Raw genomic sequence first — 25,593 nt, 5'->3', positions numbered from 1 at the left:
CCCCAGATGGAGCCAAACCCACTGAGCTTACTTCAGATGGCGGTTATACCCAGGATGGTAACTATCTTCAAGATACGGATGGCCATGCCCTTTATGATGAGGATGGCCTAGAGGGCTATCTCAAACCTGGTACATCAGCTCTTGACCAGACAGCCCTATGGACCACCGGTCACAGAGACAAAATTGGTAGGCTACTTGAATACGTGGATCCTTCAGACTTCACTGAGATCAAATCTGTCGGACCAAATAATTACACCTATGTACCTGCTAATGACCGAAAGACGCCTGTAAGCCAAGAGGAGCTTCGAGAATATGCTCGAGCTCGTGGAATCAACTGGGAAGATGTCCAAAAGACAGAATAAAAACATGACCAAAAACCACATCAGAAAAACACTGCTATCAATCACCATCTGCTCACAACTTCTCCTCACAGGATGCGGCACCATGAACACACCACAATCCCCAGAATCAACAGCCACACCATCAGCCAACGAAGCATACAAAAACCTCTACACCACAGTAACGCTAGCTGCCTCAGCCAACGGAGACTACGAAAAATTTAAATGGAAGCACGGCATGGAGGACTTCCCCTACAAGGAATCATCCTGGGCCGATCTAACACCTATTTCATGCGATGCGACTCACCGAAGAATCGAGGTGTATGCCACCATGCTAGCCCCTTCACCAACCACTACAACCTTCAAAGAAAAAGCTGAAAAGGTAAGGAATGCATGGGAAGCCAAAGGACTCAAAGTCCGTAATGTGTGGGCAGACGACGCTTATTTTAGTATTGTCACCGACTTACCCGATCAGACCGTTGTGGTGTATTCAGTAAGTGATAGAGCTGAGATAATTGACGCAGAAACGCAATGTTTACCCGGGTTAGAAGACGACCAGAAGTCTACCGCCGAAGTCATTCCCGCTGAAATAGCCCAATAAATTCTTCTGTTGAGTTAAAACTCTTTTTTTAATCAATTTCTTTTGAGATATATTTTTACTTAATATTTTTTGGAGAAAATTACGATGCCCCAAGAAAATACCCCCACTCCCGAACCTGATCAGAGCTCTACCAACGGAATTATCATTGCAGGCCTCATAGGTTTTCTTGCATGCGTATTCCTTGAGCTATCAATCGTATTTTTGAGCACTGATGAGCAACTCACATCCGTAAGCACCTTCCTGGTGTTCAGCGCCGCTATCTTTTTAGGTATAGCCCTGTTAGTTCCTCTTTTTAGGAAGAGTGAGAATAAAATAATTTCATCGATTCTCGCCCTTCTATATACTGTCCTTGCTTTTGCAGTAGCTTCTTTTGCCGCTGCTATAGCTGGCTGGTCAATCTATTCAAATGGAATGCATCGATAAAAACGTTTATTTCGGGGGCTCTTCCGCCTTTATACCTAGCCTGGCAATCCCACGTACGACTACCGGGTACACCAGCCGGAAGAATGACAGCTTCCCTCATCCAGTGTTGATAGGGCTTAGGTTGTGTGGCTAAAAAGCGTGATTGCCCTATAGCCTACAACTGCTCCGTTGCAGTTCCCTTGACCGGTACAAACAGCACAGCAGGTCTAGCACTAGGGTCGATGGTCAAACCACCAGCCTCAACTAGATCTGCCACACATACTACCGACGAGCCCTTCACTCATCAGAAAATATCACCGGCTTCGACCCATTCTAAAGCCCGCCACGCCAGTCCTTGGGAGCGAACTGAAGGTGCTGGAAGGGGAAATCATGCAGGTTTTCGGGTGCCTGGCCGTACTTTTTCTGCACCTGGGTGTACCAGCGTGAATTGCCCTGGTTTGCTTGGGACTGGCTGGTGTCATACTCGTAGTTAGCCGCCATGCACCAAATGTTACGGTCACTGCCATAGCCACCGTATTTCTGCACGGCTTGCGCGATCATGAGGGTTAGTGGGCGCAACCCCAGGGTATTGAGGTTAACTGCGGGGTTGATGCGGAACCACTGCCCCTCATAGGGTGCCAGAGCATGGGTCAGGTTACCGTCCCCCTGGCGTGCAGGCCAGGAGAAGCCGCTACGCGCATTAGGCAGGGTGAAAGAAACTGCGTGGTTGATAGAGCCGGCAAGAACCTCGTCAATACCGATCTGGGTGAGTTCGCTGGCCATCCCGACCACCGAACTTGTGCCTCCGGTCAGTTGCAGGCTGTGCTTAGAATCGGGGAGCTTGTGAGCATCTTTAATATAGCCGCCGGAGCTGTAATGCCACTGACCGGCATGACTCCCACTGGTTGTTTTCTTGACCTGGTAGAGGGAACGCCAGATACCGGTTCCCCGATCGTAAATAGCGATAGAGCGGTCCCCACCACCGGGAATCTGGAAGTTCTTAGGGACGGGCAGGCGTACAGCCCTTTCAGCCCCCATCAGCCTCTTATACTCATCACTCTGGTATCTAACCCGGTTATCGAGGCTGTAGAACCATTCGTAGTGCTGGGCGGGGTCTTTGCTGTTGACCGTATGAATGGGGATACTGTAGGCGAAGACATTACCGCTCAGAGGTAGCTTGCCTCTAAACCGGTCACTCACATACCTGCTGTGCAGATTCTTGAGGTAGTTGGCCATCTGTGCAGAGTTGGAGAGCACCGGCATCTGCGAGACATTACGCTGGGCAACCGTTCCTCGCGCCAGGTAGGAGGCGGGGCTAAGTGGTGAGGTTATGGCTGCTGATGCCTGTTCCACGGGTAGGGCCATAGCCGCTATACCTCCAAGGAACAGGGGTGCCAGAGCCCGGCGGCTAATGGGGTGTGCAGAAGACATTGAACATCCTTTATCTCGGGGTCTGTGGGTGCCAGAACCGCTGGGAACTGCCAGGATATTTACCCCGCAGTGCGCCCCTTATTTCAGAGGCTGTAAGCCCCAGCGGTTGCTAGCGACCGGCTCTAACCTACCAGTATTGCGCATCACTTTCACCCTCTTAATATCATTCTGATATGGAAAAACATTTATCTTAAGCCCACAAGAACCGCTCATGAGCCCACTGGTCATTCCCCCATCAGCCCACAAAAAAGGTGCCTCCCCTCCCCCAATCGGGAGATAGAAGGCACCCCATGCCGAGGCTAACTCAGAGCTTAGTCAGCCAAGTTGATAATTGCGGCGCGTGAAGCATTCACGACCCGCTTGATGGACTCCAAGACCTCATAGGTCAGTGCTGAGTCAAGGGCCAGAACACATAGGGCCTGCGCGTCCTTCTCGTGGCGAGAAACCTGCATACCGGCGATATTGATGGAGGCTGTACCCAGCAAAGTACCGATAGCGGCAATGACGCCGGGGCGGTCCTCATACTCCAGAACCAGCATGTGGTCAGTAATGGCGATTTCTACATCGTAGCCGTTGACGTTGGTCAGCTTCTCAATGAGCTTGGGGCCGGTCACGGTACCTGCCACCGATACAACCTCACCGTTTGCCAGGGCACCGGTCAGAATGGTTTCGTTGCGGAAGTAATCGGTTTCGGTGGTGGTCACCAGCTCCACCGCAAGGCCGCGTTGCTCAGCCAGAATCGGGGCGTTAACGTAGGACACCTTATCGGAGACAACATCGGTGAAGACCCCCTTGAGGGCTGAGAGCTTGAGTGAGGTGACGTCCTTAGTGGCGATTTCACCTGCGATTTTGACTTCAACGCGGGTCAAGGCTTCGTCGCCGCCAATGGCGGTCAAAATCCGGCCAACCTTTTCGGCCAGGGGCACGCCGGGGCGCACGTCCTTGTCGATGGCCCCACCGGCAACGTTCACCGCATCGGGCACGAGATCCCCTTCAAGGGCCAGTCGTACCGACTTAGCCACCGAGATACCTGCTTTCTCCTGGGCTTCAAAGGTTGAGGCACCTAGGTGAGGGGTTGCCACAACATTCGACAAACCAATGAAGGGAACCTTCTTAGCCGGCTCCTTGACGAACACATCAATGGCGGCGCCGGCAATCTCACCGCTGCGCAGTGCGGCATCGAGATCAGCTTCGTCAATCAGCCCGCCGCGGGCCACGTTAATGACGTAAGCGCTCTTCTTCATCCTCTTGAAGCTCTTGGCATTAATCATGCCCAGGGTCTCTGGGGTACGGGGCATATGGATAGTGATGAAGTCTGCCCGCTCAATCAGTTCATCCAGCTCCATCAGCTCAACGCCAAGTGACGCGGCACGCGCGGTCGTAACAAAGGGGTCGTAGGCAATAAGCTCGGTGCCAAAGGCACGCAGACGCTCAGCCACCAGGCCACCGATGCGGCCCAGACCAATGATGCCTACGGTCTTTTCGTAGAGCTCGACCCCGGAGAACTGGGAGCGTTTCCACTCCCCTGCCTTCATCGAAGAGTCGGCGGCCGCAATGTTGCGGGCTAGCCCCAGAATATGACCTAGGGTCAGTTCTGCAGCAGAAATAACATTGGATGTAGGTGCGTTGACCACCATGACACCGGCCTTGGTGGCGGCCTTGATGTCGACGTTATCTAGGCCTACACCGGCTCGAGCAATCACCTTGAGCTTCTTGGCAGCTCCAATAGCTTCGGCATCGACCTGGGTGGCAGAGCGGACGAGAATAGCGTCCACATCGGTGATAGCCTTCAGGAGCTGTTGGCGGTCTGCCCCGTCGCAGGTGCGGATCTCAAAATCGGGGCCCAAGGCTTCGACAGTGGCAGGTGATAGTTCTTCGGCAATCAGTACAACTGGTTTTGCAGTCACGGTTTTCCTTGGTTCAGGTAATGAGGGTGTTCTCTCGTATGGGCAGAGGCGCTTCGGACCCTAAGGACGCCTCATCAAAGATTGGGGGTTGCCCCCCCGGTGCAGGGCTCTGCGAGGGGCCGGAGTAGGTGCATCCTGTAGTTCACCTTAAGGGCTACAGGGGGCACTCCGTCTGACCGCTGTAAGGGTCATAGAACAACCAAAGCCGACCACCTGACGGTTTGGCAGGTAGTCGGCTTCAGCTCAGAGAGTGTCGGCGCTTAAGCAGCGAACGGTCTTCATGCGCCTTAGCGAGCTACAGAACCATCAACGTAGTCGGCATCCACGCTGTTGGTCCATGCAAAGAGCTTACGCAGTTCGCGGCCGGTGGTTTCGATGGGGTGTGCTTCGCCCTTAGCTCGAAGTTCCTTGAACTCGGGGCCGCCTGCGGCCTGGTCTTCCATGAAGCGCTTGGCGAAAGCACCACTTTGGATATCGGCCAGAACAGCTTTCATGTTTTCCTTGACCTCGGGGGTGATAACGCGAGGGCCGGAAACGTAGTCGCCGTACTCAGCGGTGTCAGAGATGGACCAGCGCTGCTTAGCAATGCCACCTTCAATCATCAGGTCAACAATCAGCTTGAGCTCGTGCAGAACCTCAAAGTATGCAATTTCAGGCTGGTAGCCAGCCTCGGTCAGGGTCTCAAAGCCGTACTGGATGAGCTGTGAAGCGCCACCGCAGAGAACAGCCTGCTCACCAAAGAGGTCTGACTCGGCTTCTTCCTTAAAGGTAGTCTCAATGACACCGGCGCGGGTTGCGCCCAGGCCCTTGGCGTAAGCCAGAGCCAGGTCCAATGCCTTACCTGAGGCATCCTTTTCAACGGCTACCAGGGCAGGAACCGCGCGGCCAGCTTCAAATTCGCGGCGAACGGTGTGGCCAGGACCCTTGGGGGCGACCATGGCAACATCTACGCCGGCGGGAGCTTCGATGTAGCCAAAGACAATGTTGAAGCCGTGGGCGAAGAAGAGAGCGTCACCTTCGTTGAGGTTGGGAGCGATATCCTTCTTGAACACTTCTGCCTGGACCTGGTCCGGGGTCAGAATCATGATGACATCTGCTTCGGCTGCTGCTTCTGCAACGGTAAGTACGCGCAGGCCTTCTGCTTCGGCCTTGGCACGGGATTTTGAGCCTTCTGCAAGACCAACGCGGACATCTACGCCTGAGTCGCGCAGGTTCAGGGCGTGAGCGTGGCCCTGTGAGCCGTAGCCGATGATCGCTACGGAGCGCTCTGCGATATTAGCCAGGTCTGCATCGTCGTTGTAATAGATCTTTGCCATGTGTTTCGATCTCCTTGATCGGTAGAGGGGTAGCTGGCGCTACCCGATCTGTGGGGTTTGAAAACCTCTAACCTACATGGCGGCGCTTGCCGTGGGTAGACAGGGGCTTTACATTGTGAAAGTAAGTGAGCTAGATCCGGTTCTAGCTTCGGAGGGCTTTTTCGTTCATGGAACGAGAGCCACGGGAGAGGCCGATGGTTCCTGCGCGAACAATTTCCCGCACACCAAAGGGTTCAAGCACTTCAAGAAGAGCGTTGATTTTGTTGGCTGATCCGGTTGCCTCAATGACCACCGATTCGGGGGAGACATCGACGATGCTAGCCCGGAAGAGGTCAGCGGCCTGGGTCACCTGAATACGGGCTGCAACATCGGCGCGCACCTTAATGAGGATGTGGTCACGTTGAGCTGAGTTGTCAGCAGGAAGTTCAACAACCTTAAGGACATGGATGAGCTTATTGAGCTGTTTGGTGACCTGTTCCAGGAGCAAATCGCTTGCGTCCACTACAACCGTTATCCTTGAGATTCCAGGGACCTCGGTAGGGCCCACAGCCAGGGAATCGATATTAAACATACGACGCGCGAAGAGGCCAGATACGCGGGCCAGCACACCGGGCTTATCTTCTACGAGAACAGAGAGGGTGTGGCGACTCATAGCATCTCCTCATCATCCCAGGTCGGTGAGATGTCTTTAGCAACTTGGATTAAATCGTTGGATACACCGGCTGGAACCATTGGCCAGACCAGGGCATCGGGGCTGACGTTAAAGTCCACCACAACGGGCCGGTCGTTGATAGCCAGGGCCTGGGCGATGGTCGCCTCAACGTCTTCATCACGTTCACAGCGCAAACCGGCACAACCGTAGGCTTCCGCGAGTTTGACAAAGTCCGGGACCCGTTCGGTACCGATGCCGGTCTTAAGGTGGGTATTGGAGTAGCGGCCATCGTAGAAGAGGTTCTGCCACTGGCGCACCATGCCCAAGGACGAGTTATTGATAATTGCGACCTTGATGGGGATCTTGTTTTGGACGCAGGTTGCCAGCTCTTGGTTGGTCATCTGAAAGCAGCCATCGCCGTCAATGGCCCAGACAATCGAGTCGGGGAAGGCGACCTTGACACCCATAGCGGCGGGTACGGAGAAGCCCATGGTACCCAGGCCCGCTGAGTTGATAAAGTGGCGGGGCTTTTCGTTGGTGATGAACTGAGCTGACCACATCTGGTGCTGGCCAACCCCGGTGACGTAGTAGGCATCGGGGCCGGTCATTTCGCTAATCTTCTGGATAACGTACTGGGGTGCCCCCAAGCCGTCATTGGTCTTGGTGTAGCCCAGGGGGTAAGTTTGCTTGAAATTATTAACCAGTGTCCACCAGTCCGTGAGGTCTGGCAGGGCGCTGGAGAACTCACCGGTCAGAATCTCATTGAGTTCGGGAAGGACCTGGCGCAAATCACCCACGATGGGCACATCCGCAACCCTGATCTTGGAGATTTCAGCCGGATCAACATCAACGTGGATGACCTTAGCTTCCGGGGCGAACTCCGAGACAACACCGGTAACACGGTCGTCGAAACGAGCGCCGAGGGTAATCAGCAGGTCGGACTTTTGCATGGCTGTTACCGCTGGTACGGTTCCGTGCATACCGGGCATACCCAGGTTCTGGGGGTCGGAGTCAGGGTAGGCACCACGAGCAGTCAGCGTGGTGACAACTGGTGCCCCGGTCAGCTTGGCCAGCTTCATGAGTTCTTCCGATGCACCGGCGCGTACGACACCGCCTCCCACGTATAGGACCGGACGCTGGGATTCGGTGATGAGCTTGGCTGCTTCACGGATCTGCTTGGAGTGGCCGCGGGTAACGATGCTGTAGCCGCGTGCCTCATGGGTAACAGGAGGCCAGGAGAAGTCCATCATGCCCTGTTGCGCGTCCTTGGTAATATCGATCAGGACGGGGCCGGGGCGACCGGTGGAGGCAATGTGGAAAGCTGTTGCGATGCACCGCGGAATTTCCTGAGGGTCCCGCACCATAAAGGAGTGCTTGGTAATCGGCATGGTCATGCCCACGATGTCTGCTTCTTGGAAGGCATCGGTACCGATAACGGCAGAGGATACCTGACCGGTAATGCAAACAAGCGGTACAGAGTCCATATTGGCATCGGCAATAGCGGTCAGCAGGTTGGTTGCACCGGGGCCGGACGTAGCGATTGCCACACCGACCTTGCCGCTTGCAATAGCGTAGCCTTCCGCCGCATGCCCAGCCCCCTGCTCATGACGCACCAGAATATGATTGAGCTGCTCGGAGTCGTAGAGGGGGTCATAGGTGGGAAGGATGGCTCCACCGGGCAGGCCGAAGATATCGGTGACGCCCAGCGCTTCGAGCGAACGGACGATAGCCTGGGAGCCTGTCATACGTTCAAGGGGTGAGGGTTCTGAGGGTGCGGATGCAGCCCTCAGATTCTTTGCGAGATCTGCCGGGTTGATGGGTTGTCCCGTCGTCATGGGTGATCCTAGTGGTGGTACGAAGATAGTCTTGTGTGCGAGCGGTGGGGTACGCCCTGTGGGCCAGGTGCTACCGGGTCACGGTTTTACCTAGAAAAAAACCCTCCGCTTGGTTGAGCGAAGGGTGCGCACGCCATCAGACACAGAGCATCTTATGCTGCGCACTCCGCTAGGAGTCGCACCACAAAAATAATCTGTGATTGCTGGTGTGATGTCATACTCTTTATTGTTGGCTTTTCCCGGCCAGCAGGTCAAACCGGTCTTAGAATATGACACTATATTTCGTTACTGGGTTCACTGCGCGTAAAAAATCTCGGCTGGTCACAGGTCTATGGTGAGCAGCGCAAGCCTGCCCTCGTCAGCGGGCGAACACCCATTGGGTCCCCCTGCGGATGCCGCTGTCATCTTGTGTCATTTAATATCCCCACAGGCTTAACTGCCCCGAGCCACAGCCCTGCACCGTAGACTGGGGGCATGACTGCCTCACATCAGCTCACCAGCAATGAGATCGCCAAGGCCCTTCACACGGTCTTCGATAGCCAGATCATCAATTACGGTGCCTATAACCTTGTGTTTGCAACAGGTTCAGCTATTTACCGTAACTCCGATGTGGCTTCACTCCAGGAGGACGAGCAGCGTTACTTCCTGGTCGGTTACCGGGACACCCCCCGGGAGGCGATTATCGCTCCCCTCGACCTACCTCAGATTCGTAGCTTGGGCACCCCCACCTCGATTGATAACACCAATGCGGCTCGCACTTTTGCCGTCACAGACCTCAATTTTGGGCTAGAGGCAACCAACGGAACCTCTTTTTCTCTTACCTTTGACCCCAAGCACTTTGTTGAAACGAGTCAGGGATCGGGGGTCTTGGACCAGGCCCTTGATATTGAAGATTTCAAACGGGTCATCATTGACGCATGGGCCCTGTAGTCACCTGTCAATGTATAGGCACGCACAAGAGAGGCCTGACCGGTAAACCGGTCAGGCCTCTCTTCTTCTGTGCGCCCCCTGGGACTCGAACCCAGAACCCATTGATTAAGAGTCAATTGCTCTGCCAATTGAGCTAGAGGCGCCTATTCATTTGTTTGACCAGGTTTCCCTGGCAACAGATAAATACTATACACACCCCATGGGGACTGCACAAACCCATAAGGGTGTTTGTGAGAACCTTCATAAAAACTAGTTTTAACCTGCTATCAAACCGGCCACTTCAGGGCGCCAGTGCAATGCTATGAATGACCTTGAACAATCGTCTCGGGGGTAATGACATCCATAACCGCTGTGATAGTGCGTTCCTGCGCTACCGCCTCGACATTGGTCTCAGGGGGCAAACCCTCACCGCCGCTGCCCTGAACCAAGGAATGGGTCAGGGCGCCAATCTGCGCGGACTGCTCTTCGGCCAAGCCCGCTAAGACCTCGCCACCACCGTGATGCTCGCTGAGGCTCTCAATGATATGTACCAACATTTCACGAAATTTAGGGTTCGACAGCTCACCGGCTGAACCCAGCATACGGTCAATGTTTTCCGCTTCAGCCAGGACCCGCCGCCCCTCCTCGGTAATACCTAAGAGGTAGCTCCGGCGGTCGATCGTGTTACGTGTACGAAAGACGTGCCCGTGGGCTTCGAGCCGGGCCAAGGTCTTTCCCATAGTCTGCGCCTGAACGCCGACCAGGGAGGCAACCTTAACCTGGGAGATCATGCCTTCCCGTGCAATCACATCGAGAGCCGTGACACCGGCATGAGTAAGACCTAAGGATTTAAGCTGAGCATTCCAGCTATATTCCAGCATGCGTGCAGCTGTTGAGAGGAGTCTATTAATAGACCAATTACGAATTTCTGGCATGCCAACAGTATAGACACGTTTAGCTGATGCTAAACCGGGCGCATTACAAGCGTTTCAAGTTAACGAGGAGCTCTAGCCAGCCTCTCAAGACCGCGACCTTCCAACCTATTTAGGGCACCGACCTACTTGGTAAGCTGGTTTTCGACCCACATATTCTTCACGGGATATCATTACGATTTCCCCATTGTTTTCACTATCTGAAAGGCAGATACCATGGCACGTCTCGAGCCAGGAGCTACCGCCCCTGATTTTACGCTCCCCGCCGCCGGTGGCTCAACAGTCTCGCTAGCAGACTTCACCGGTCGCAAAGTAATCCTCTACTTCTACCCCAAGGCTTCTACTCCCGGTTGTACCACCCAGGCCTGCGACTTCCGAGACAGCCTTGAGTCACTGAGCGCACATGGCTACCAGGTTCTGGGGGTATCTCCCGACGGTATCGCTGCACTCGATAAATTCACCGCCACCCAGGACCTACCCTTCCCCCTGCTCTCCGACGAGAACCACGCTGTTGCCGAAGCCTACGGCGCTTGGGGAGAGAAAAAGAATTACGGGAAAACCTATGTAGGCCTCATTCGCTCAACCCTCGTTATTGATGAAGCCGGCAAAGTCGCTTTTGCCCAGTACAACGTCCGGGCCAAGGGGCATGTTGCAAAGCTCCGCCGCGATCTGGGAATTGATAGCTAGCTCACCCACCATCAATTAGGAAAAAGCTCACTTGGTGCTGTATGATTTTCTGTGTTGTGCTTACAGCACCACCTGCGCGAGTGGTGAAATTGGCAGACACGCAGGATTTAGGTTCCTGTGCCTTACGGCGTGAGGGTTCAAGTCCCTCCTCGCGCACTCTATATCAATAACCCGTTTCGCCCGGTTCATTCCCGGTTGAGCGGGTTTTTTGATTATGTTCCCCCCAAAGGGAGTCAACAGTAACCCCTCAGCCCCAAGACCCGATAGCGGCCCTGGGCGGGGCCCAGCCATGTCATCAAGAGGTAATAGCAATGGCAGCAGAGACAGTAACTCGCCGGGAGGCTCTAGGCATTGGCGCTGCGCTCAGCGCTGGTTTTGCACTCAGTGCCTGCTCTACCTCAGCACCCCGCCAACCCGTCGCCACACCGAGGGGCGCAACAGCTTCTAGCGGTAGCGGTAAAGTATTCCGTTTTGCACAGGCTGCGCAGATACAGTCCTTAGACCCTACCGCTACTACCCGCATTGAAAGCCACCGCATCAGCGCCCAGATTCTTGACCCCTTGGTAGGGGCAGACGTCAACACGGGCGAGCCTGTCCCAGGCTTGGCTTCGCAATGGGATATCAGCGACGACGGGCTCACCTACACTTTCACCTTAGACAAGGATCTAATTTTTAGTGATGGTAGCCCCCTAAATGCACAAAGTATCTCCCAGAACTTTGACCGCTGGAAGACTCTGGCCGCAGCTCCCTTGACGCAGCTCAACCAGGCCTACGCCCACCTCTTAGCAGAAACCCCCCGCGCCAGTGGGCGACCAGCCCCAGCTCTGGTCAGTGCCTGGTCGGCTGAAACTGACACCCGTTTTACAGTTACCCTCTCACGTCACTCCGCTAGTTTCCTCAAAGCCCTCACTCAGCCCGCATGTGGGATTATGAAGCCTGACCAGTTTGCCAACAATACGGCAGCGGTTGAATCGCCCATCGGTAGCGGCGCTTTCACTCTTAAAAGCTGGGATGGAGCCACGGCTGTTCTCGAACGCTCTGAGAACTATAGAGGGACAGCACCCGAGATTGACCGCCTGGAATTTGTGACTATTCCCGGTGCCGAGAAACGCTATTACAACCTTGTTGAAGGCCGGATTGACGCCTATGACCAGGTAGCCCTCAAAGACTATGTCCCTCTGGCCCTTGATGGGTACGCGGTGCAATCTCGTGACCCCTATGCCGTTGCTTATATCGGCATCAATCTAGCCCACCCAGCTTTCGATGACCTCAGAGTGCGTCAGGCTCTAGCCTGCGCTATTGACCGGGCCGCCCTCATTAGCGCCTACTACCCCCAGGGAACCAAGGCAGCCTCCGATTTTATCCCCGCACTTTTTCAGATGAAGAACCCCGAAGCCGGGGAGGTCTATAACTACTCAGCGACGAAGGCAAAAGAGTTACTGCGAACCTCAACCTACGCTAACCAGAGCATCGACTTCTACTACCCTGTCAATGTTTCGCTGGCCTCATTACCCTCACCAGAGGGCATTTACTCTCTTATTGCAACCAACCTCATCAGTGCGGGCTTCAACCTTGTGCCCAAACCCTACCAGTGGACCGACCAAGGAAGTGACGATATCCCTGCCAAACACCCCAATTACGGGCTAGAACTGGCAGGTTTTATCGGCGCCTACCGCGACCCCACTGCTTTCCTGGGGCAGGTTCTTGCGCCCGCATCAAGAGCACCAGCTGAGATCAGCATGAACCCAGGGGGATCGACTTCTACCCCAAGTACAGGGGAACCAGCTACCGACGACCCTTCCAAAGCCGCATCAAGCTACACCAGCATCATGCAAGCCATTGACGAGGCAGACAGCATCACCGATATCTCTGCCTGGCGCGATGCCTACCGCAAACTCAACGCGCAGGTCTCTGAGCTCCTGCCCGCTATCCCCCTGGCCTACCCGGTATCCGGTGTCACTCAGGGCGCACGGGTCACAAGCTACACCGTCACTGCTACCTGCCTCGATGTGTTCTCAACGGTGGATGTAGAGAATTGACACCAGCCATAGAGATTAGGGCGCAACCCCGTCACAGTGTTAGGTAGGTCGCCCTATCTGTACTAGGCTAATAAGGAACCTGGGGTGAAACCCCACACACAAGGCGCCCCAGCTCGGCGCCAAGTCTGAGTACAGCGACGGAGTGTCAAACAGTGGCTAATGAAGTACAAACCGACGTCCTTTTAGTCGGCGGCGGTATCATGAGCGCAACCCTGGGTGTCCTACTCAAAGAAGTAGAACCCAGCTGGAACATCACCCTGTTAGAGCGCCTTGATGAGGCTGGACAGGAATCGTCAAACCCCTGGAACAACGCAGGCACCGGCCACTCGGCCCTCTGCGAGCTCAACTACGCACCGGCAGGGCCGGACGGTACCGTTGACCCAGCAAAAGCTCTGGGCATCAACGAACAGTTCCAGATTTCCCGCCAGCTGTGGGCATCGCTGGTTGAAGAAGGAAAACTCAAGGACGCTTCCTTCATCAACCCCGTACCCCACATGTCTCTGGTCTTCGGTCAGGAACATTCCAACTACCTGGCCAAGCGCTTTGAAGCCTTCGAAGGGCAGAAGCTCTTCGAGCGCATGCAGTTCTCCACCGATATCGACAAGATTCGTGAGTGGGCTCCCCTGGCCGTTGAGGGCCGCGACCCCAGCCAGCCCCTTGCCGCCACCTGGTCACCGGAGGGCACCGATGTCGATTTCGGCAACCTCACCCAGCAGATGCTCGACTACCTGGTAGACCAGGGTGTATCGGTACAGTACGGCCAGCAGGTCACCGATCTCAACCAGCAAAGCGACAGTAGCTGGGTGGTCACAGCCAAGAACCTCAAGGAAAAGGGGCAGCAAGAAACCATCCGTGCACGCTTCGTTTTCCTGGGTGCCGGCGGTGGTGCCCTCAGCCTCCTCCAAAAATCTGGCATTAAAGAGGGCAAGGGCTTCGGCGGTTTCCCCGTCTCGGGCCTTTTCATGCGCAACACCAGCCAGGAAACCGCCCTGCGCCACAATGCTAAGGTCTACGGCCAGGCATCAGTGGGCGCTCCTCCCATGTCTGTTCCCCACCTTGATACCCGCTATGTCAAGGGCAAGCGATCCCTGCTCTTTGGGCCCTACGCGGGTTTCAAAACCAACTTCCTCAAGCACGGTTCCCTGCTTGACCTGCCGCTCTCGCTCCGCCCCGATAACCTTGTCCCCATGGTGCGGGCCGGGCTGGATAACATGGACCTCACCAAGTACCTGATCGGTGAGCTGCTTAAGAATCGTGCTAAGCACCTTGAGTCTCTGCGCGAATACTACCCCACCGCAGTCGATGACGAGTGGGAGCTCATCACCGCCGGTCAGCGCGTTCAGGTTATCAAGAAAGACCCCAAGAAGGGCGGCGTCCTACAGTTCGGTACCGAGCTCATTGCATCGGGCGACGGCAGCCTAGCGGCTCTACTCGGCGCTTCACCGGGGGCCTCCACAGCCGCACCTATCATGCTGAACCTGCTAGCCCGTTGCTTCCCCCAGCAGCTTAGCCAATGGGAGCCACGCATTCGAGAGCTAGTTCCCGGCTACGGTGTCAAGCTCAACGACAACCACCAGCTAGCCGATGAGCTCTTTGCCTACACCTCTAAGGTTTTGGGTATAGACAACTAGTATGGCAGGCTGACTCTAAGGCCCCGGGCTCAAAAGCCCGGGGCACAACTCTTTCTACCTGAAGTAAGCAGCATTTTGCCGCTCACAAGCCCCTGATAGGATATCTACTGATTAACATCTCAAGTCATCGAAGGAAACTTATCTATGGGCCGTGCAGCCACGACCGTCAAACGCTCACGCACAGAACCAACCCACCAAGCAAGGCCCAAGCCCTCTAAGCTCACCGAGGTCAGTGGGTCCAGCTGGAAATACATCTTTAAAAGGGCTCTCAGCGAGTTTAGCCACGACGGGTGCACCGATCTAGCGGCGGCCCTGACCTATTTCACGGTGCTCTCTATATTCCCAGCCTTGCTGGCCATCGTTTCCTTGCTGGGTGTCTTTGGGCAGGGGGAACAAACGGCAAAGACCATTTTGGGCTTCTTGCAAGATTATGCTCCTCAGGAAATGCTCACGATTCTTGAGGACCCCATCACCCAGCTGACCAGCTCCAGTGCAGCCGGTCTGGCCCTGGTCACCGGTATTGTCGGTGCGCTGTGGACCGCTTCAGGCTATACCGGAGCATTTGGCCGTGCTATGAATAAAATCTATGGAGTTCTTGAGGGTCGCCCTATCTGGAAGCTACGACCTATTAACCTCATGGTTACGACCGTTTTAGTGCTCATCGTAGTATCCATGATGTTGGTCTTCCTCTCATCTGGGGACGTTTTGTTGATGATCCAATCCGCAGTTCCCGACTTTGAGTTGGGCGGATTCATCGGAATCTGGATGTGGCTACGTTACCCAATCATGCTGGCCCTAGCAGTTGTCCTGATCAGCCTGCTCTACTTTGCTACTCCTAACGTCAGGCAGCCCAAATTAACCTTCCTGACCCCTGGCGCTGTTTTTGCCCTGGTCTTTATGGCATTGGCCGGTACCGGCTTTAGCTTCTATGTTTCAAATTTTGGCAAATATAATGCCACCTACGGTCTGATCGGTGGCGTTATCGTCATGCTCCTATTCATATGGATCATGAACAATGTGCTCTTACTCGGTGCTCAGATTGATGCAGAGATCCAACGTAGCCGTGAGCTTCAAGCAGGCATCAAGGCAGAAGATAACCTGCGCTTACCACCCAGAGACGACACTATGGCTATCAAGATTCAGCAGAAGCAAGAAGAATTGATTGAGGAAGGCCGAAAAATCCGTCTCTCCCATAGCGGGGTCGATTTTGAGAAGATGGCCCAAGAAAAAGAGAAGGAGTAAAGCCCACCTGCAAGGTTGCCCCGGCGCTGTCAGTCAGTGACCGGGGTTTTCTTCACCCTAGATGCACCGTACGATGAGCCTATGACCACCGCCACCACCGACCAGCTACCTTTAGTTGTTGCTTCTATCCCACCTACGCCGCAGGACAGCGGGCAACCAACCCGACCCTTGGAGGGGGCCCATGTGCTTCTGGTTCACGGGTTCGCCTCTACACCAATGGTTAACTGGCACCATACCCGTTGGGTCAGCCAGCTTCAGGCCCAGGGTGCTACAGTCCACACGGTGACTCTGCCCTACCACCGGCTCCCAGAATCAGCTGAGGAAACACCTGGTGCTGTCAGCTACCAACTACCAGCCACACAGCGACTGCTTAGCGCAATAGCTGAATCGCTGGCCAGTTACCTGGCTACTCTCAGCGGTGAGGTGCACCTGGTAGGTTATTCCATCGGTGCCCGTATCTGCTGGACTCTCGCTTCGCTCTACCCCGATGCCGTTAGCTCCCTGGTTGCAGGGGCCATGCCGCTTACCAACCATGTGCCGCTCATTAACCGGGCACTACGCACCGGTGGCAGGCTCCCAGATGGTTTTGCCGATATCCTGGCAGGTTCGCCAGTGCCAGAACCCCAGCTTCAGGCCTTCGCGGCTCTACCCATAGAAAGCTTTTCCTCCAGCCCGATGCCTGCATGCCCCGTTCTCTTTTTCCGGGGTAATCAAGACACCGTAGCCCGTGATTCATTCAAAGCCTACAAGCTCCTTGCCCCAGATCAAGCTGTCTGGTTAGAGTACCCCAGGCGCGACCATATCAATATTCTGACCAGTGGTAAGCTCAGAGACACCGCCATAGAGTTCATGGTTCGTCACAGGCCGACACCAGCTAGCTAGGTGAGCCAACACACGGTAGCGTAGAAACCGCGAGCGCCCCACAAACCGGGTTAGCTCCACGACTTATCTTCTGATGAAAAGGAACAAGATGCAGCAGGTTAAAGCCCTTATCTCCCGTGCCAAGAACCAGCCGGTTGAAGTGGTGACCATCAACGTGCCCGATCCCCTTGCCGGTGAGGCCCTGGTCAGGGTTCTCACCTGCGGTGTCTGCCAGACTGACCACCACTATGTTCAGGGTGGGGTAGGTGATGATTACCCCTATCTGTTGGGCCATGAGTCAGCGGGTATTGTTGAGGCTGTAGGTGAGGGCGTCACCAATGTGGCTCCCGGCGACCTGGTAATCCTGAACTGGCGTGCTGTGTGCGGTGAATGCCGCGCCTGCCAAAAAGGTAAGCCCCAGTATTGTTTCGCAACCCATAATGCCACCCAGAAGATGAGTCTGGAGGATGGGACCGAGCTGACCCCGGCGCTGGGCATCGGTTCTTTTGCCGAGAAGACCTTGGTTGCCGCCGGTCAGTGCACCAAGATTACTGAGGACCTGACTGAGGACCAGTACGCCGCTATTGGCCTGCTGGGTTGCGGTGTTACCGCCGGTTTGGGTGCCGTGCTCAATACAGGTGAGTTGGAACGTGGTGAAACCGTGGCCGTTATCGGGTGCGGTGGTGTGGGTACTGCCGCTCTTGCCGGTGCCAAGCTGGGCGGTGCCACCACCATCATTGCTGTTGATATTGATGAGCAGAAACTGGCTCGTGCCAAGGAACACGGTGCTACCCACACCGTGAACTCATCGGAGCAGGACCCGGTAGAGGCTATCCGCCAGCTAACCGGCGGTTTTGGTGCCGATCTGGTGGTTGACGCTGTAGGTATTGAGACAACTTTCAAGCAGGCTTTTGAAGCCCGTGATTTAGCAGGCCGGGTTGTTCTGGTGGGTGTCCCTGCACCGGGCACCACCTGGGAGGCACCCCTGGATGAGGTCTTTGGTCGCGGTGGTTCCATTAAGAGCGCCTGGTATGGAGACACCCTGCCCTCTCGTGATTTTCCGCTCTTTGTGCGCCACTACCTACTGGGCAACCTGAACCTTGACGGTTTTGTTTCTGAACGCATCAGCTTGGAGCAGGTCAATGAGGCTTTTGAAACCATGAAGACCGGACAGGTGCTCCGCTCGGTAGTTGAACTCTAAGGAGGGTAAAAATGACTGAAGGTATTGAACGGCTAGTAACCTCTGGGACTTTCTCGCTCGACGGAGGTAGCTGGGAGGTTGATAACAATGTCTGGCTGGTAGGTAACGATAAGTCCCTGATTCTGATTGACCCGGCCCATGACGTGGATGCTATCTCTACCCGCCTAGCGGGACGGCGGGTTGAAAAGATTCTGCTGACCCACGCCCACGATGATCATATCCGCTCTGCCCGTGAAGCCGCTGACCGGTTCGGTGCCCCGGTCTATCTAAACCCCGCTGATCGCCCGCTCTGGGAGATGGTCTACCCCTCCTGGGACTTTGATGCTGAGCTAGCTGACGGTGACCGGATTACTATCGGAGACACTGAGCTGACAGTTCTAGCAACCCCTGGGCACTCCCCCGGGTCCGTTTGCTTCTACGCGCCTACCCTCAGCTGGGAAAACAGCGAGGGAGTGGTATTCTCGGGGGACACCCTCTTTCAGGGGGGTCCCGGTGCGACTGGGCGTTCCTTTTCCAGCTTTGAGACCATCATCGAGTCCATCAAGGAAAAGCTCCTTACCCTGCCTGAGTCCACAGCGGTTCTGACCGGGCACGGTGACTCCACCGGTATCGGCCTAGAAGCCCCTGAGCTCGATACCTGGATGAATCGAGGCCACTAGACCAGGCTAACCCGCTCATTCACTACGGGCTGGGCCGGTACTGCCAAAAAGAAGTAGCGGCCCAGCCTGTTCTCAAGCTCCTTTAAGGCAGCAGAGCCAGGTGCTCTTCGTAGGAGCGTCTCCACAGGAAACCGTACAGGTGGCCCAAGCAGAAGAAGGTAGCCGCAGCCACCAGCGGGATAATGAGCGAGACCTGGTAGCTGTAGCTTCCGCTGAGGTCAGCCGCCCACACAAAACCAAGAGCAATGCCGCCTAAAGAACTCGCCTGGAGCGTGGACAGTGCCAAATCCAGATTTTTTCGGGCAGAGAGACTGGCCGCAACCGAGTCCATGGTTACCAGGCACATACCGTAGGCCATACCCATGAAGATGAGGGGTGGAATCATGCCGGATGTTGACCCCGGCAAGGAAAGTATCATTGCGGTCATCATCAAGAAAATGCCGCTAATCAGCCAGGCCACCCAGCCGAACATGGGGAGCCGCTCAAACAGTACGAAGAGTGCCGCGCCGACAGCGCAGAGCCCAAGAAGGGCAATGAGGAAGCCCGCTGCACCTAGCTGGTCCGTGCTCATCGTAAAAGAAACGATGGAGGCCTGGGTCGCGCCCAAAGAAATACCCAAGCAAATCGTACCCAGCTGGGGAATCCAAAGTAGTGACCTGCTGACACCGCGTAGCGGCTTACGCCGTTCGGTCGCGCTGGTGTCACGGGTTTCCACCGGCAGGTTCTCGGGCCGCCAGAGCAACATGATGAGCCCCAAAACATCAATCAGGATCACCGCAAAAAGGGTGGATTGAGCGGTAAAAAGTACGGTAGTCATGCCCGCAATTGCCGCACCGGCGGGAATAGCGGTGACATCGAGCATGGTTTCCAAGGAGATCGAGGCATTGAGTTTGCGCCGATCCTTGGTGCTCAGATACTCAGCGCTCCAGTAGCTTCGCATCATGGCTCCCAGGGGAACAGTGGTTACACCCACCACTGCGCAGGCCACCAGAAAGCGGGTAATCGATCCGTTACTTGTGCCCGAAAACCGGAGCGACTCAGTCGTCAACCACATCAGGGCCACCATGTTCAAAGCGGTTACGGCGAAGAAGATGCGACGCTGGCCCCACCGTTCAGAGATGGAACGGTAGACCGGTATCATCAGGGCAGAACTCAGGCCCACAGTACCTGCCGCGTATCCGCCTAGGGTGGCCTCACCGTTCTGCACCGCCAGCATCATCATAATTGCCAGCATGACCATAGCCGCAGGCAGACGCATCAGCAAAGAGAAAACTAGGAAACGCCACCCGTGAGCTAGCAAAATACCCTGGAACCTGCTCCTGGCATAGCGGGCCGAGACGACAAGCCTGCGGGCCCCCTCAGCAATCGTGATGGGGATACTAGCGGTGGTCGCAGGAACCTGAGATTGCGCACCACGGTATCGCGGTGCCGCTGTCCTGTAGGTAAAGGTTTTTTTGGTTTTACGTTGGGGCTGGCTCATACTGCTCCTGTTTCTTTCACCAGGCTAGAACCCTGGGGGGAAGTCTGCAAGAGGATGTGCCGGTTAATCCGGTTTTTCATCTCAGCAACGTGGGAGATGAGCCCGATGACCCGTCCACGTTCTCTGAGTGAGTCGATGGTGGACATGACCTCTTCTAGGGTCTCATCGTCCAGAGAGCCGAAGCCTTCGTCAATAAAGAGGGTGTCAATTTCGATGCCACCGTTGGCCTGCTGGACCACATCAGCCAGTCCCAGAGCTAGGGCCAGGGATGCCATAAAGCTTTCTCCCCCGGACAGGCTGGCCGGTTGGCGGTGGGCATTGTGCCAGGAGTCAAAGACCAACAAGCCCAGACCTGATTTTCCGCGTCCCTGAGCACGGTCGCTGTGTTCTAGCCGGTAGCGCCCGTGGGTCATCTTTTCCAGGTGTTCACTGGCGGCCAGAGCGACCTCGGAAAGCTGATAGGCAAGCACATAGGTGGTCAGCGTCATCCGCAGGTGGTTATCGCTCCCGGGGGTGGCATTGGCCGTAGCCGCGAGTTCCTGCCGCAGGTGGGCGGTCTCGATCAGTTCCTGGCTGCGAGTCAGTGCGGCCGTGAGCTCTTGCTGTACCTGGATGATCTCATCCTCTGCCCCCGAAATGCGGGTGGAGTGGGCGATGAGCTCATCCTTTTCGCGGCTGAGGGTTTCTAGGCGGGAGGTAAGAACCGCAAGGTCTTTCGGATCGGGCGCGGTTTCGCCCCGGCTAGCGCGTTCAGCAATGCTCAGCAGGGCTGGGCTCTCAAGACGGGCACGGGTAGCAAGCACCCGTTCCTGGTAGTGACGGATCTCTTGCTCAAGCTTCTGGGCTTGTGCTGGTGCAAGATGCGCAGCTCGCACTTGGGCTAGATCACTCCAGCCTGACTGGCTTAGGGCTTGGGCTGTTTCAGCCTGAGCAAGCCGGTGAACCTCAGCCTGCCTGCTCTGTTCCAGGCGGGAGTTACCGAGCTGGGTCAGGCAGGTATTGAGGCTGGTTAGAGCATGGGCGCGGTCAGCAAAGCTCATCTTCTGGGTCTGAGGTTTCAGCCCGGCTTCAAGTTCGGCCAGTGTTCGGGCTCGTTCTTGGATTGTGGCCTTGTGCTCAGCAACCAGGCGCTGCGCTGCCACCAGCTGGGCCCTCAGCTTTTCTTCGTGGGTCTTGCCCTCTTGGAGTAGCTGGTCTAACTCATCGCGACGTGTTTGGGCTTTCTGGGCTCGGGTCAGCGCGTCCTGAGCTTGAGCTATGAGATTTTGGGCGGTTTCGGGTTCAGGTGCGCCTGACCGGGTGAGCTGGTCCAGAGATTCCCGGGCAGCTGAAAGCTCGCCCAGGGCTCGAGAAGCCTCGGTTTCGGCGGCAGTTCTCTGGGCACGAGCCTTCTGCAGGGCTTCTTCGCTAACCGCTGCACCTGCTTCTAGTCCGGTAGCCGGTGCAGGGTGTTGGCGTGAACCGCAAACTGAACATGGCTGACCGGCAACCAGAGCTTCGGCTAGAATCAGCGCGGCATTCTCAAAACGGCGGCGGTGAAGTTCATCGGCCTGGTGGTCTGCCCGCACCCGTTTCGATTCAGTCTCAGTAGCTGCTTGCTCTGCCTGCTCAACCCGTTGACGCGCACGAACCAATGCCCTTGCCTTTTGTTGCGCCTCTTGGGCACCGGCGTAGTCCATGCCTGCTTTTTCGAGCTCAACCGGTGCATTTTCAAGGCCTTTGTATTCTTCTTCAAGGTCTTGAATCTTCTTGCGATGGGCGGTAAGGTCCTGCTCTGCCTCACACACTTTGCTTTCCAGCGGAGCACCTTGAGCTTGGGCCTGTTTCTGCTCGGCCGCCAGGTCTATCAGCCTCTGCTCATCGCGGTCCAGTGCTTGAAGATCCTTGGCATATTCAGCCAGGTCATGGCTTATTTGCTCGTAATGCTCTACGTCCTGCTGATCCTTGAGAAGGTCCAATACCTTCTCCACGGTCGCAAGCTCACGCGCCCTTTGGTCAAGATTTCCCTGTAATTTTGAGACTAATTCCTGCCCCCGGAAACTTAGCGCGGTGACGCGCTGCCGGGTGCTTTCACAGGATGCTAGCGCTCTTTCCTCCGCAGTGAGGAAAGGCAATACAAGGGTCGCCTTGCGGTGGGATTCCAGCAGACTACTCTGCTGGGTAACAGTTTCTCTGGCACTTTCCAGCTTGTCTAGGACCAGGGTCAGCTGGCTATATTCCTGCCAGTGCTGGTTGAGCTGAATCATCTGGGCGCGCTGGTCATTTACCCTGGTGAGTTCTTCAGCTACTTGACCTGTGCGTTCTAGGAGCTGGCTATGCTGCTGACCCAGCTCAGCAGCAAGTTCTTCAAGGTAACCCGGTGCGCTTGCCGGGTTATCTGCAGAAAGTGTGGTGCTCTCACTATCGGAGTCTGCCAGCAGGCCCTCAAGACCCAGTAGGGCATAACTTTCCTCTAAGCGAGCGCCGTGCTCAGCCCGTTGACCGCGGCCAATCAGTACCTCAAGTTCATGGCTAGCTTGCTCCGCACGGTGACCAGCTTCCTTAGCCTGCTCCGTCAAAAGGTTCTGGATGGCCTCAAATTCATAGGTCCCGAAGAGCTTCTTGAGGAGCTGTTCACGCTCACCGGACGACGCCAGCAAAAACCGCTGAAACTGGCCCTGAGGTAGAAGCATGACCTGATTGAACTGCTGGGCGTTCAAACCCAGTACCGAAAGCATAAAGTCGCCGGCGTCCTTATGGCGGGTAATAGTGGGGTCGCTCTCCCATTCGCCGGTGGCCGCATCGTATTTTTCAATCAGGGTCTTTGCCTGCTCGGTAATGGTTCCCTCACCACGTTTTTTGGGTCGCTCATAGGCAGGGTTGCGTTCGATACGGTAGCGGGTGCCCCCGATAGTACATTCCAGGGTCACGCGCGGCTGTACCGCAGGCTCAGCGAAACGAGATTTAAGGTCGGTGCGCCCTGAGGACGTAGTGCCGTAGAGAGCAAAACAGATGGCATCGAGAATGGATGACTTGCCCGAGCCTGTAGGGCCGTTGAGCAGGAAGATGCCTTCGCGGTTGAGGTCATCAAAATCAATGGCCACGGTGCCGGGGAAGGGGCCGTAGGCTTTGAGCTCTAAGCGGTGGATTCTCATTCTGCCCCTCCTTGAATTCGTGCTGTTTCCATGACTTCAGCCAGGTAGGCGCTCTCGTCATCTGTCAGTTGCCGCCCGCGCACGTGCTCGTAGAAAGAACCGCAAATCTCTTGGGGGCTGTGCTTGCTTTGAGCCGCGCGGTAGCTGTGTTTTTGGCCTGCCTGTGCTCCTTGAGGGTCAAAGTAGAGTTCCTGCACATGCTCGTAGTGCGCTTTGAGCTCTTCCAAGGCTTGAGCTGGACGTTCGGGGTCGGTCAGGGTGATGCTGACAAATGCCTGACCGTACTCAACGATATTCTGGGGAGAAAGCATCTCTTCGAGAGTTCCCCGTAAGGTTTTGAGTACCAGTTTGGTCTTCCACTGGTAGTCGGTGACGCTCAGGTGACCACCCGGCTCAATATCAAGAATCCAGGCGCCTTTGCGGTGGTTCTGTTCGCTAAAGGAATAAGCCAAGAGCGACCCAGAATAGCGCACGGTATCGGTTACTTTCTGCTTCCCGTGCAAATGCCCCAGAGCAGTATAGGTGGCTGATGAGAAGAGGCGGGCAGGTACCTGTTCCACACCACCTACCGAGATATCCCGTTCAGATTCAGAAGGTTCAGCCCCACCAGCAAAACAGTGGGCCAAGACAATGCTGGCATCTACGTGGCGGGTTGCCCTGTCCTGCTCGATGCGGCGCATAGCCTCAGCGAGAACGCCGGCGTGGGTAGGCTCGGTGCCCCAGCGAGCGGCGATGGGGCGCGGTTCCAGATAGGGAACCCCGTAGAAAGCTACCGACACTCCCCCGGCTTCAATGAGGGTGGGGGTTCCCACCTGAGTTTGTGAGGTCACCAGGTGCACTCCTGCGGCGCTCAGTAGCGAAGAGCCAAAACCCAACCGGATGGCTGAATCATGGTTGCCACTAATAGCAAGAACCCGGGTACCAGCTTGAGTAAGGCGCGTGAGGGTGCGGTCAAAAAGCTCTACAGTTTCGGTGCGAGGCTGAGCCTGATCATAGACATCTCCGCTAATGAGAACCACATCCAGTGCTTGTTCCTGAACCAGCTCTACCAGCTCATCCATGAGCTGTTCGGTTACGGTGTGCAGGGAGGTACCGTGGAAGCTACGGCCCAGATGCCAGTCGGAGGTGTGCAAAATTCGCATGCTCCCTAGTCTAATGGGCCTACAGTCAGCCCCGCTTTAGAATAGAGAGCATGACTTCAGTTTTTCCTGCCCCTGATGCGCTCTCACCTGCTTACCGCGCGGCCCTACGGGGTTCACTGTTTGGCACCGCACTGGGTGATGCACTGGGCTACCGCGTAGAAACCCTCAGTCGCACCGAGATGCTTGAGCGGTGGTCAGTAGCAGGCGAAACCGACTTATTAGAAGCTCTGGCAGGCGGTGACCTGGCGGTATCCGATGATACCCAGCTCACCCTGGCTACCCTGGACGGATTAACCGAAGTATTGGAATGGAACAATGAGGGTCAGGCCGCCGATGAGCTGGCCTGTATCTGGCTGTCCTACCTGCGCTGGTACACCGGCACCGGTCACACCGCCCCCGAAGCCGCACCCTATTCCCTCCCCCGCCCCCTGAATTCTCAGGCAATCATGCGCCAGAAGCGGGGGCCGGGTAAGGCCACTCTGAATGCTTTAGCAACCGGGCAGATGCAGTTCATTTCCAAGAATGTAAACCCTGACGCCCTGGGTACCGGTGCGCTCATGCGCTCTGCTCCCTTTGGCTATCTGCCAGTTGCTGATGATGCTACGGTCATCAAACTTGCCGTCCAGGCCGCCGCCCTCACGCACGGGCACCCAGAAGCCCTGGTTTCAGCAGCCGCCTACGCTCTGATGATCCGCTACCTTTTAGGTGCACACGAGCTTGCTGTGCCGGTGGATTCTCCGGTACGTCTTGCCCTCAAGGAGGTTAAAAACTGGCTAGGGACTGTTGAAAAAAGTAGCCTACTTCCCGGTGATGCCACGCTCACCCGTGCGGCATTTGGCCGGGCGCTTGAACTGGCGGACCGGCAGTCCCCGGCTCATGAAGCCCGCAAAAGTTTTGGTGCCCTGGTTCTGGCAACCGACTGCCTAGGCTACGGTCTCTACCTGCTCCTTGCTACAGAAAGCCTGGTTTCCCAGGGCATGAAGCCAAGCCAGGCCCTGCTCCAAACGCTAGCCGATGCTGTAGCTGTTGACGGGGATTCAGACTCTATCGCGGCCTTGGTTGGTTCCCTTGTCGGTGCCCGGTGGAGTGACGCCGTCCTACCGGCAAAACTGCTGGAAGGGCTCGATGCACGGGCCGCTCTCGAGCTCGTGGAGAAAGCCTGGTTCACCCAGTTGGGTATCTAAACCACTGGGT

21 protein-coding genes and 2 tRNA genes are annotated in these 25,593 nt (G+C 56.0%); 13 read left to right on the top strand and 10 right to left on the bottom strand.

The genetic code is table 11. The annotated features are described in order from the left end of the window. From ACN080_RS06095 to ACN080_RS06085, 3 genes are all read left to right on the top strand, one after another. Window positions 1-362, top strand: a 362-nt coding sequence (locus ACN080_RS06095; protein WP_419113296.1) for a hypothetical protein, incomplete at its 5' end; no start/stop codon positions are given. Window positions 363-366: 4 nt separating this feature from the next. Next, window positions 367-939 (top strand): hypothetical protein, encoded by a 573-nt coding sequence (locus tag ACN080_RS06090; RefSeq protein ID WP_419104650.1) that lies wholly within the window; start codon window positions 367-369, stop codon window positions 937-939. 84 nt (window positions 940-1,023) lie between these two features. Continuing rightward, complete coding sequence (locus ACN080_RS06085; RefSeq protein WP_419104649.1) at window positions 1,024-1,362, top strand: hypothetical protein; 339 nt, start codon at window positions 1,024-1,026, stop codon at window positions 1,360-1,362. Between the two features lie 312 nt (window positions 1,363-1,674). On the opposite strand, the gene ACN080_RS06080 is transcribed toward ACN080_RS06085, so the two are convergent. From ACN080_RS06080 to ACN080_RS06060, 5 genes are all read right to left on the bottom strand, one after another. After that, entirely contained in the window at window positions 1,675-2,772 is a 1,098-nt protein-coding gene (locus ACN080_RS06080) for a hypothetical protein (protein WP_419104648.1), read from the bottom strand. A 311-nt stretch (window positions 2,773-3,083) separates the two neighbouring features. Then, on the bottom strand, window positions 3,084-4,679 hold the full coding sequence (gene serA, locus ACN080_RS06075) for a phosphoglycerate dehydrogenase (protein WP_419113295.1): 1,596 nt from the start codon (window positions 4,677-4,679) through the stop codon (window positions 3,084-3,086). Between the two features lie 287 nt (window positions 4,680-4,966). Next, on the bottom strand, window positions 4,967-5,995 hold the full coding sequence (ilvC, locus tag ACN080_RS06070; protein WP_419100595.1) for a ketol-acid reductoisomerase: 1,029 nt from the start codon (window positions 5,993-5,995) through the stop codon (window positions 4,967-4,969). Window positions 5,996-6,137: 142 nt separating this feature from the next. Next, a complete protein-coding gene (gene ilvN / locus ACN080_RS06065) occupies window positions 6,138-6,647 on the bottom strand; it encodes an acetolactate synthase small subunit (protein ID WP_419100596.1) in 510 nt (169 codons plus the stop codon). After that, window positions 6,644-8,482, bottom strand: coding sequence for an acetolactate synthase large subunit (locus ACN080_RS06060; RefSeq protein ID WP_419100597.1), 1,839 nt, complete (start codon window positions 8,480-8,482; stop codon window positions 6,644-6,646). Before ACN080_RS06060 ends, ilvN begins: the two co-directional genes overlap by 4 nt. 474 nt (window positions 8,483-8,956) lie before the next feature. Between ACN080_RS06060 and ACN080_RS06055 the strand changes: the two genes are divergently transcribed. Continuing rightward, on the top strand, window positions 8,957-9,412 hold the full coding sequence (locus ACN080_RS06055; RefSeq protein ID WP_419100598.1) for a hypothetical protein: 456 nt from the start codon (window positions 8,957-8,959) through the stop codon (window positions 9,410-9,412). A 70-nt stretch (window positions 9,413-9,482) separates the two neighbouring features. Here the strand turns inward: ACN080_RS06055 and ACN080_RS06050 are convergent. Beyond that, a tRNA-Lys gene (locus tag ACN080_RS06050) sits at window positions 9,483-9,555 on the bottom strand. A 156-nt stretch (window positions 9,556-9,711) separates the two neighbouring features. After that, window positions 9,712-10,326, bottom strand: a complete 615-nt coding sequence (locus tag ACN080_RS06045) for a MarR family winged helix-turn-helix transcriptional regulator (protein WP_419105462.1) — start codon at window positions 10,324-10,326, stop codon at window positions 9,712-9,714. 213 nt (window positions 10,327-10,539) lie between these two features. Between ACN080_RS06045 and bcp the strand changes: the two genes are divergently transcribed. The 8 genes from bcp to ACN080_RS06005 all read left to right on the top strand — a co-directional run bounded on the left by bcp (window position 10,540) and on the right by ACN080_RS06005 (window position 18,643). Then, window positions 10,540-11,010 (top strand): thioredoxin-dependent thiol peroxidase, encoded by a 471-nt coding sequence (gene bcp, locus ACN080_RS06040; protein ID WP_419105461.1) that lies wholly within the window; start codon window positions 10,540-10,542, stop codon window positions 11,008-11,010. 74 nt (window positions 11,011-11,084) lie between these two features. Beyond that, a tRNA-Leu gene (locus ACN080_RS06035) sits at window positions 11,085-11,166 on the top strand. Between the two features lie 155 nt (window positions 11,167-11,321). Continuing rightward, entirely contained in the window at window positions 11,322-13,049 is a 1,728-nt protein-coding gene (locus tag ACN080_RS06030) for an ABC transporter substrate-binding protein (RefSeq protein WP_419105460.1), read from the top strand. A 125-nt stretch (window positions 13,050-13,174) separates the two neighbouring features. Further along, window positions 13,175-14,680: a malate:quinone oxidoreductase gene (locus ACN080_RS06025; RefSeq protein ID WP_419105463.1), complete on the top strand. Its 1,506-nt coding sequence runs from the start codon at window positions 13,175-13,177 to the stop codon at window positions 14,678-14,680. 144 nt (window positions 14,681-14,824) lie between these two features. Further along, window positions 14,825-15,922, top strand: a complete 1,098-nt coding sequence (locus ACN080_RS06020) for a YihY/virulence factor BrkB family protein (protein WP_419105459.1) — start codon at window positions 14,825-14,827, stop codon at window positions 15,920-15,922. Between the two features lie 81 nt (window positions 15,923-16,003). Beyond that, complete coding sequence (locus tag ACN080_RS06015) at window positions 16,004-16,804, top strand: alpha/beta fold hydrolase (RefSeq protein ID WP_419113294.1); 801 nt, start codon at window positions 16,004-16,006, stop codon at window positions 16,802-16,804. A gap of 88 nt (window positions 16,805-16,892) precedes the next feature. Then, window positions 16,893-17,984, top strand: a complete 1,092-nt coding sequence (locus ACN080_RS06010; RefSeq protein WP_419112127.1) for an S-(hydroxymethyl)mycothiol dehydrogenase — start codon at window positions 16,893-16,895, stop codon at window positions 17,982-17,984. An 11-nt stretch (window positions 17,985-17,995) separates the two neighbouring features. Further along, on the top strand, window positions 17,996-18,643 hold the full coding sequence (locus ACN080_RS06005) for an MBL fold metallo-hydrolase (protein WP_419113293.1): 648 nt from the start codon (window positions 17,996-17,998) through the stop codon (window positions 18,641-18,643). Window positions 18,644-18,725: 82 nt separating this feature from the next. Here ACN080_RS06005 and ACN080_RS06000 read toward each other — a convergent pair whose 3' ends face one another. From ACN080_RS06000 to ACN080_RS05990, 3 genes are read right to left on the bottom strand one after another with little or no spacing between them, the layout of a single operon-like run. Beyond that, the gene (locus tag ACN080_RS06000; protein ID WP_419100606.1) at window positions 18,726-20,123 is read right to left on the bottom strand and encodes an MFS transporter; all 1,398 of its coding nucleotides are present in this window, start codon (window positions 20,121-20,123) and stop codon (window positions 18,726-18,728) included. Beyond that, window positions 20,120-23,257: an AAA family ATPase gene (locus tag ACN080_RS05995; RefSeq protein WP_419113292.1), complete on the bottom strand. Its 3,138-nt coding sequence runs from the start codon at window positions 23,255-23,257 to the stop codon at window positions 20,120-20,122. Before ACN080_RS05995 ends, ACN080_RS06000 begins: the two co-directional genes overlap by 4 nt. Further along, window positions 23,254-24,399: an exonuclease SbcCD subunit D gene (locus tag ACN080_RS05990; protein ID WP_419113291.1), complete on the bottom strand. Its 1,146-nt coding sequence runs from the start codon at window positions 24,397-24,399 to the stop codon at window positions 23,254-23,256. The genes ACN080_RS05995 and ACN080_RS05990 overlap by 4 nt, the downstream gene beginning before the upstream one ends. A 50-nt stretch (window positions 24,400-24,449) precedes the next feature. Between ACN080_RS05990 and ACN080_RS05985 the strand changes: the two genes are divergently transcribed. Then, entirely contained in the window at window positions 24,450-25,583 is a 1,134-nt protein-coding gene (locus tag ACN080_RS05985; RefSeq protein WP_419100609.1) for an ADP-ribosylglycohydrolase family protein, read from the top strand. Window positions 25,584-25,593 lie beyond the last annotated feature (10 nt).

This window comes from Rothia sp. CCM 9416 (assembly GCF_048513535.1).
In the GTDB taxonomy this organism is placed as follows: Bacteria; Actinomycetota; Actinomycetes; order Actinomycetales; family Micrococcaceae; genus Rothia.
The sequence above is the reverse complement of the archived record's forward strand: the minus strand, read 5'-3'. Positions and strand labels throughout refer to the sequence as shown.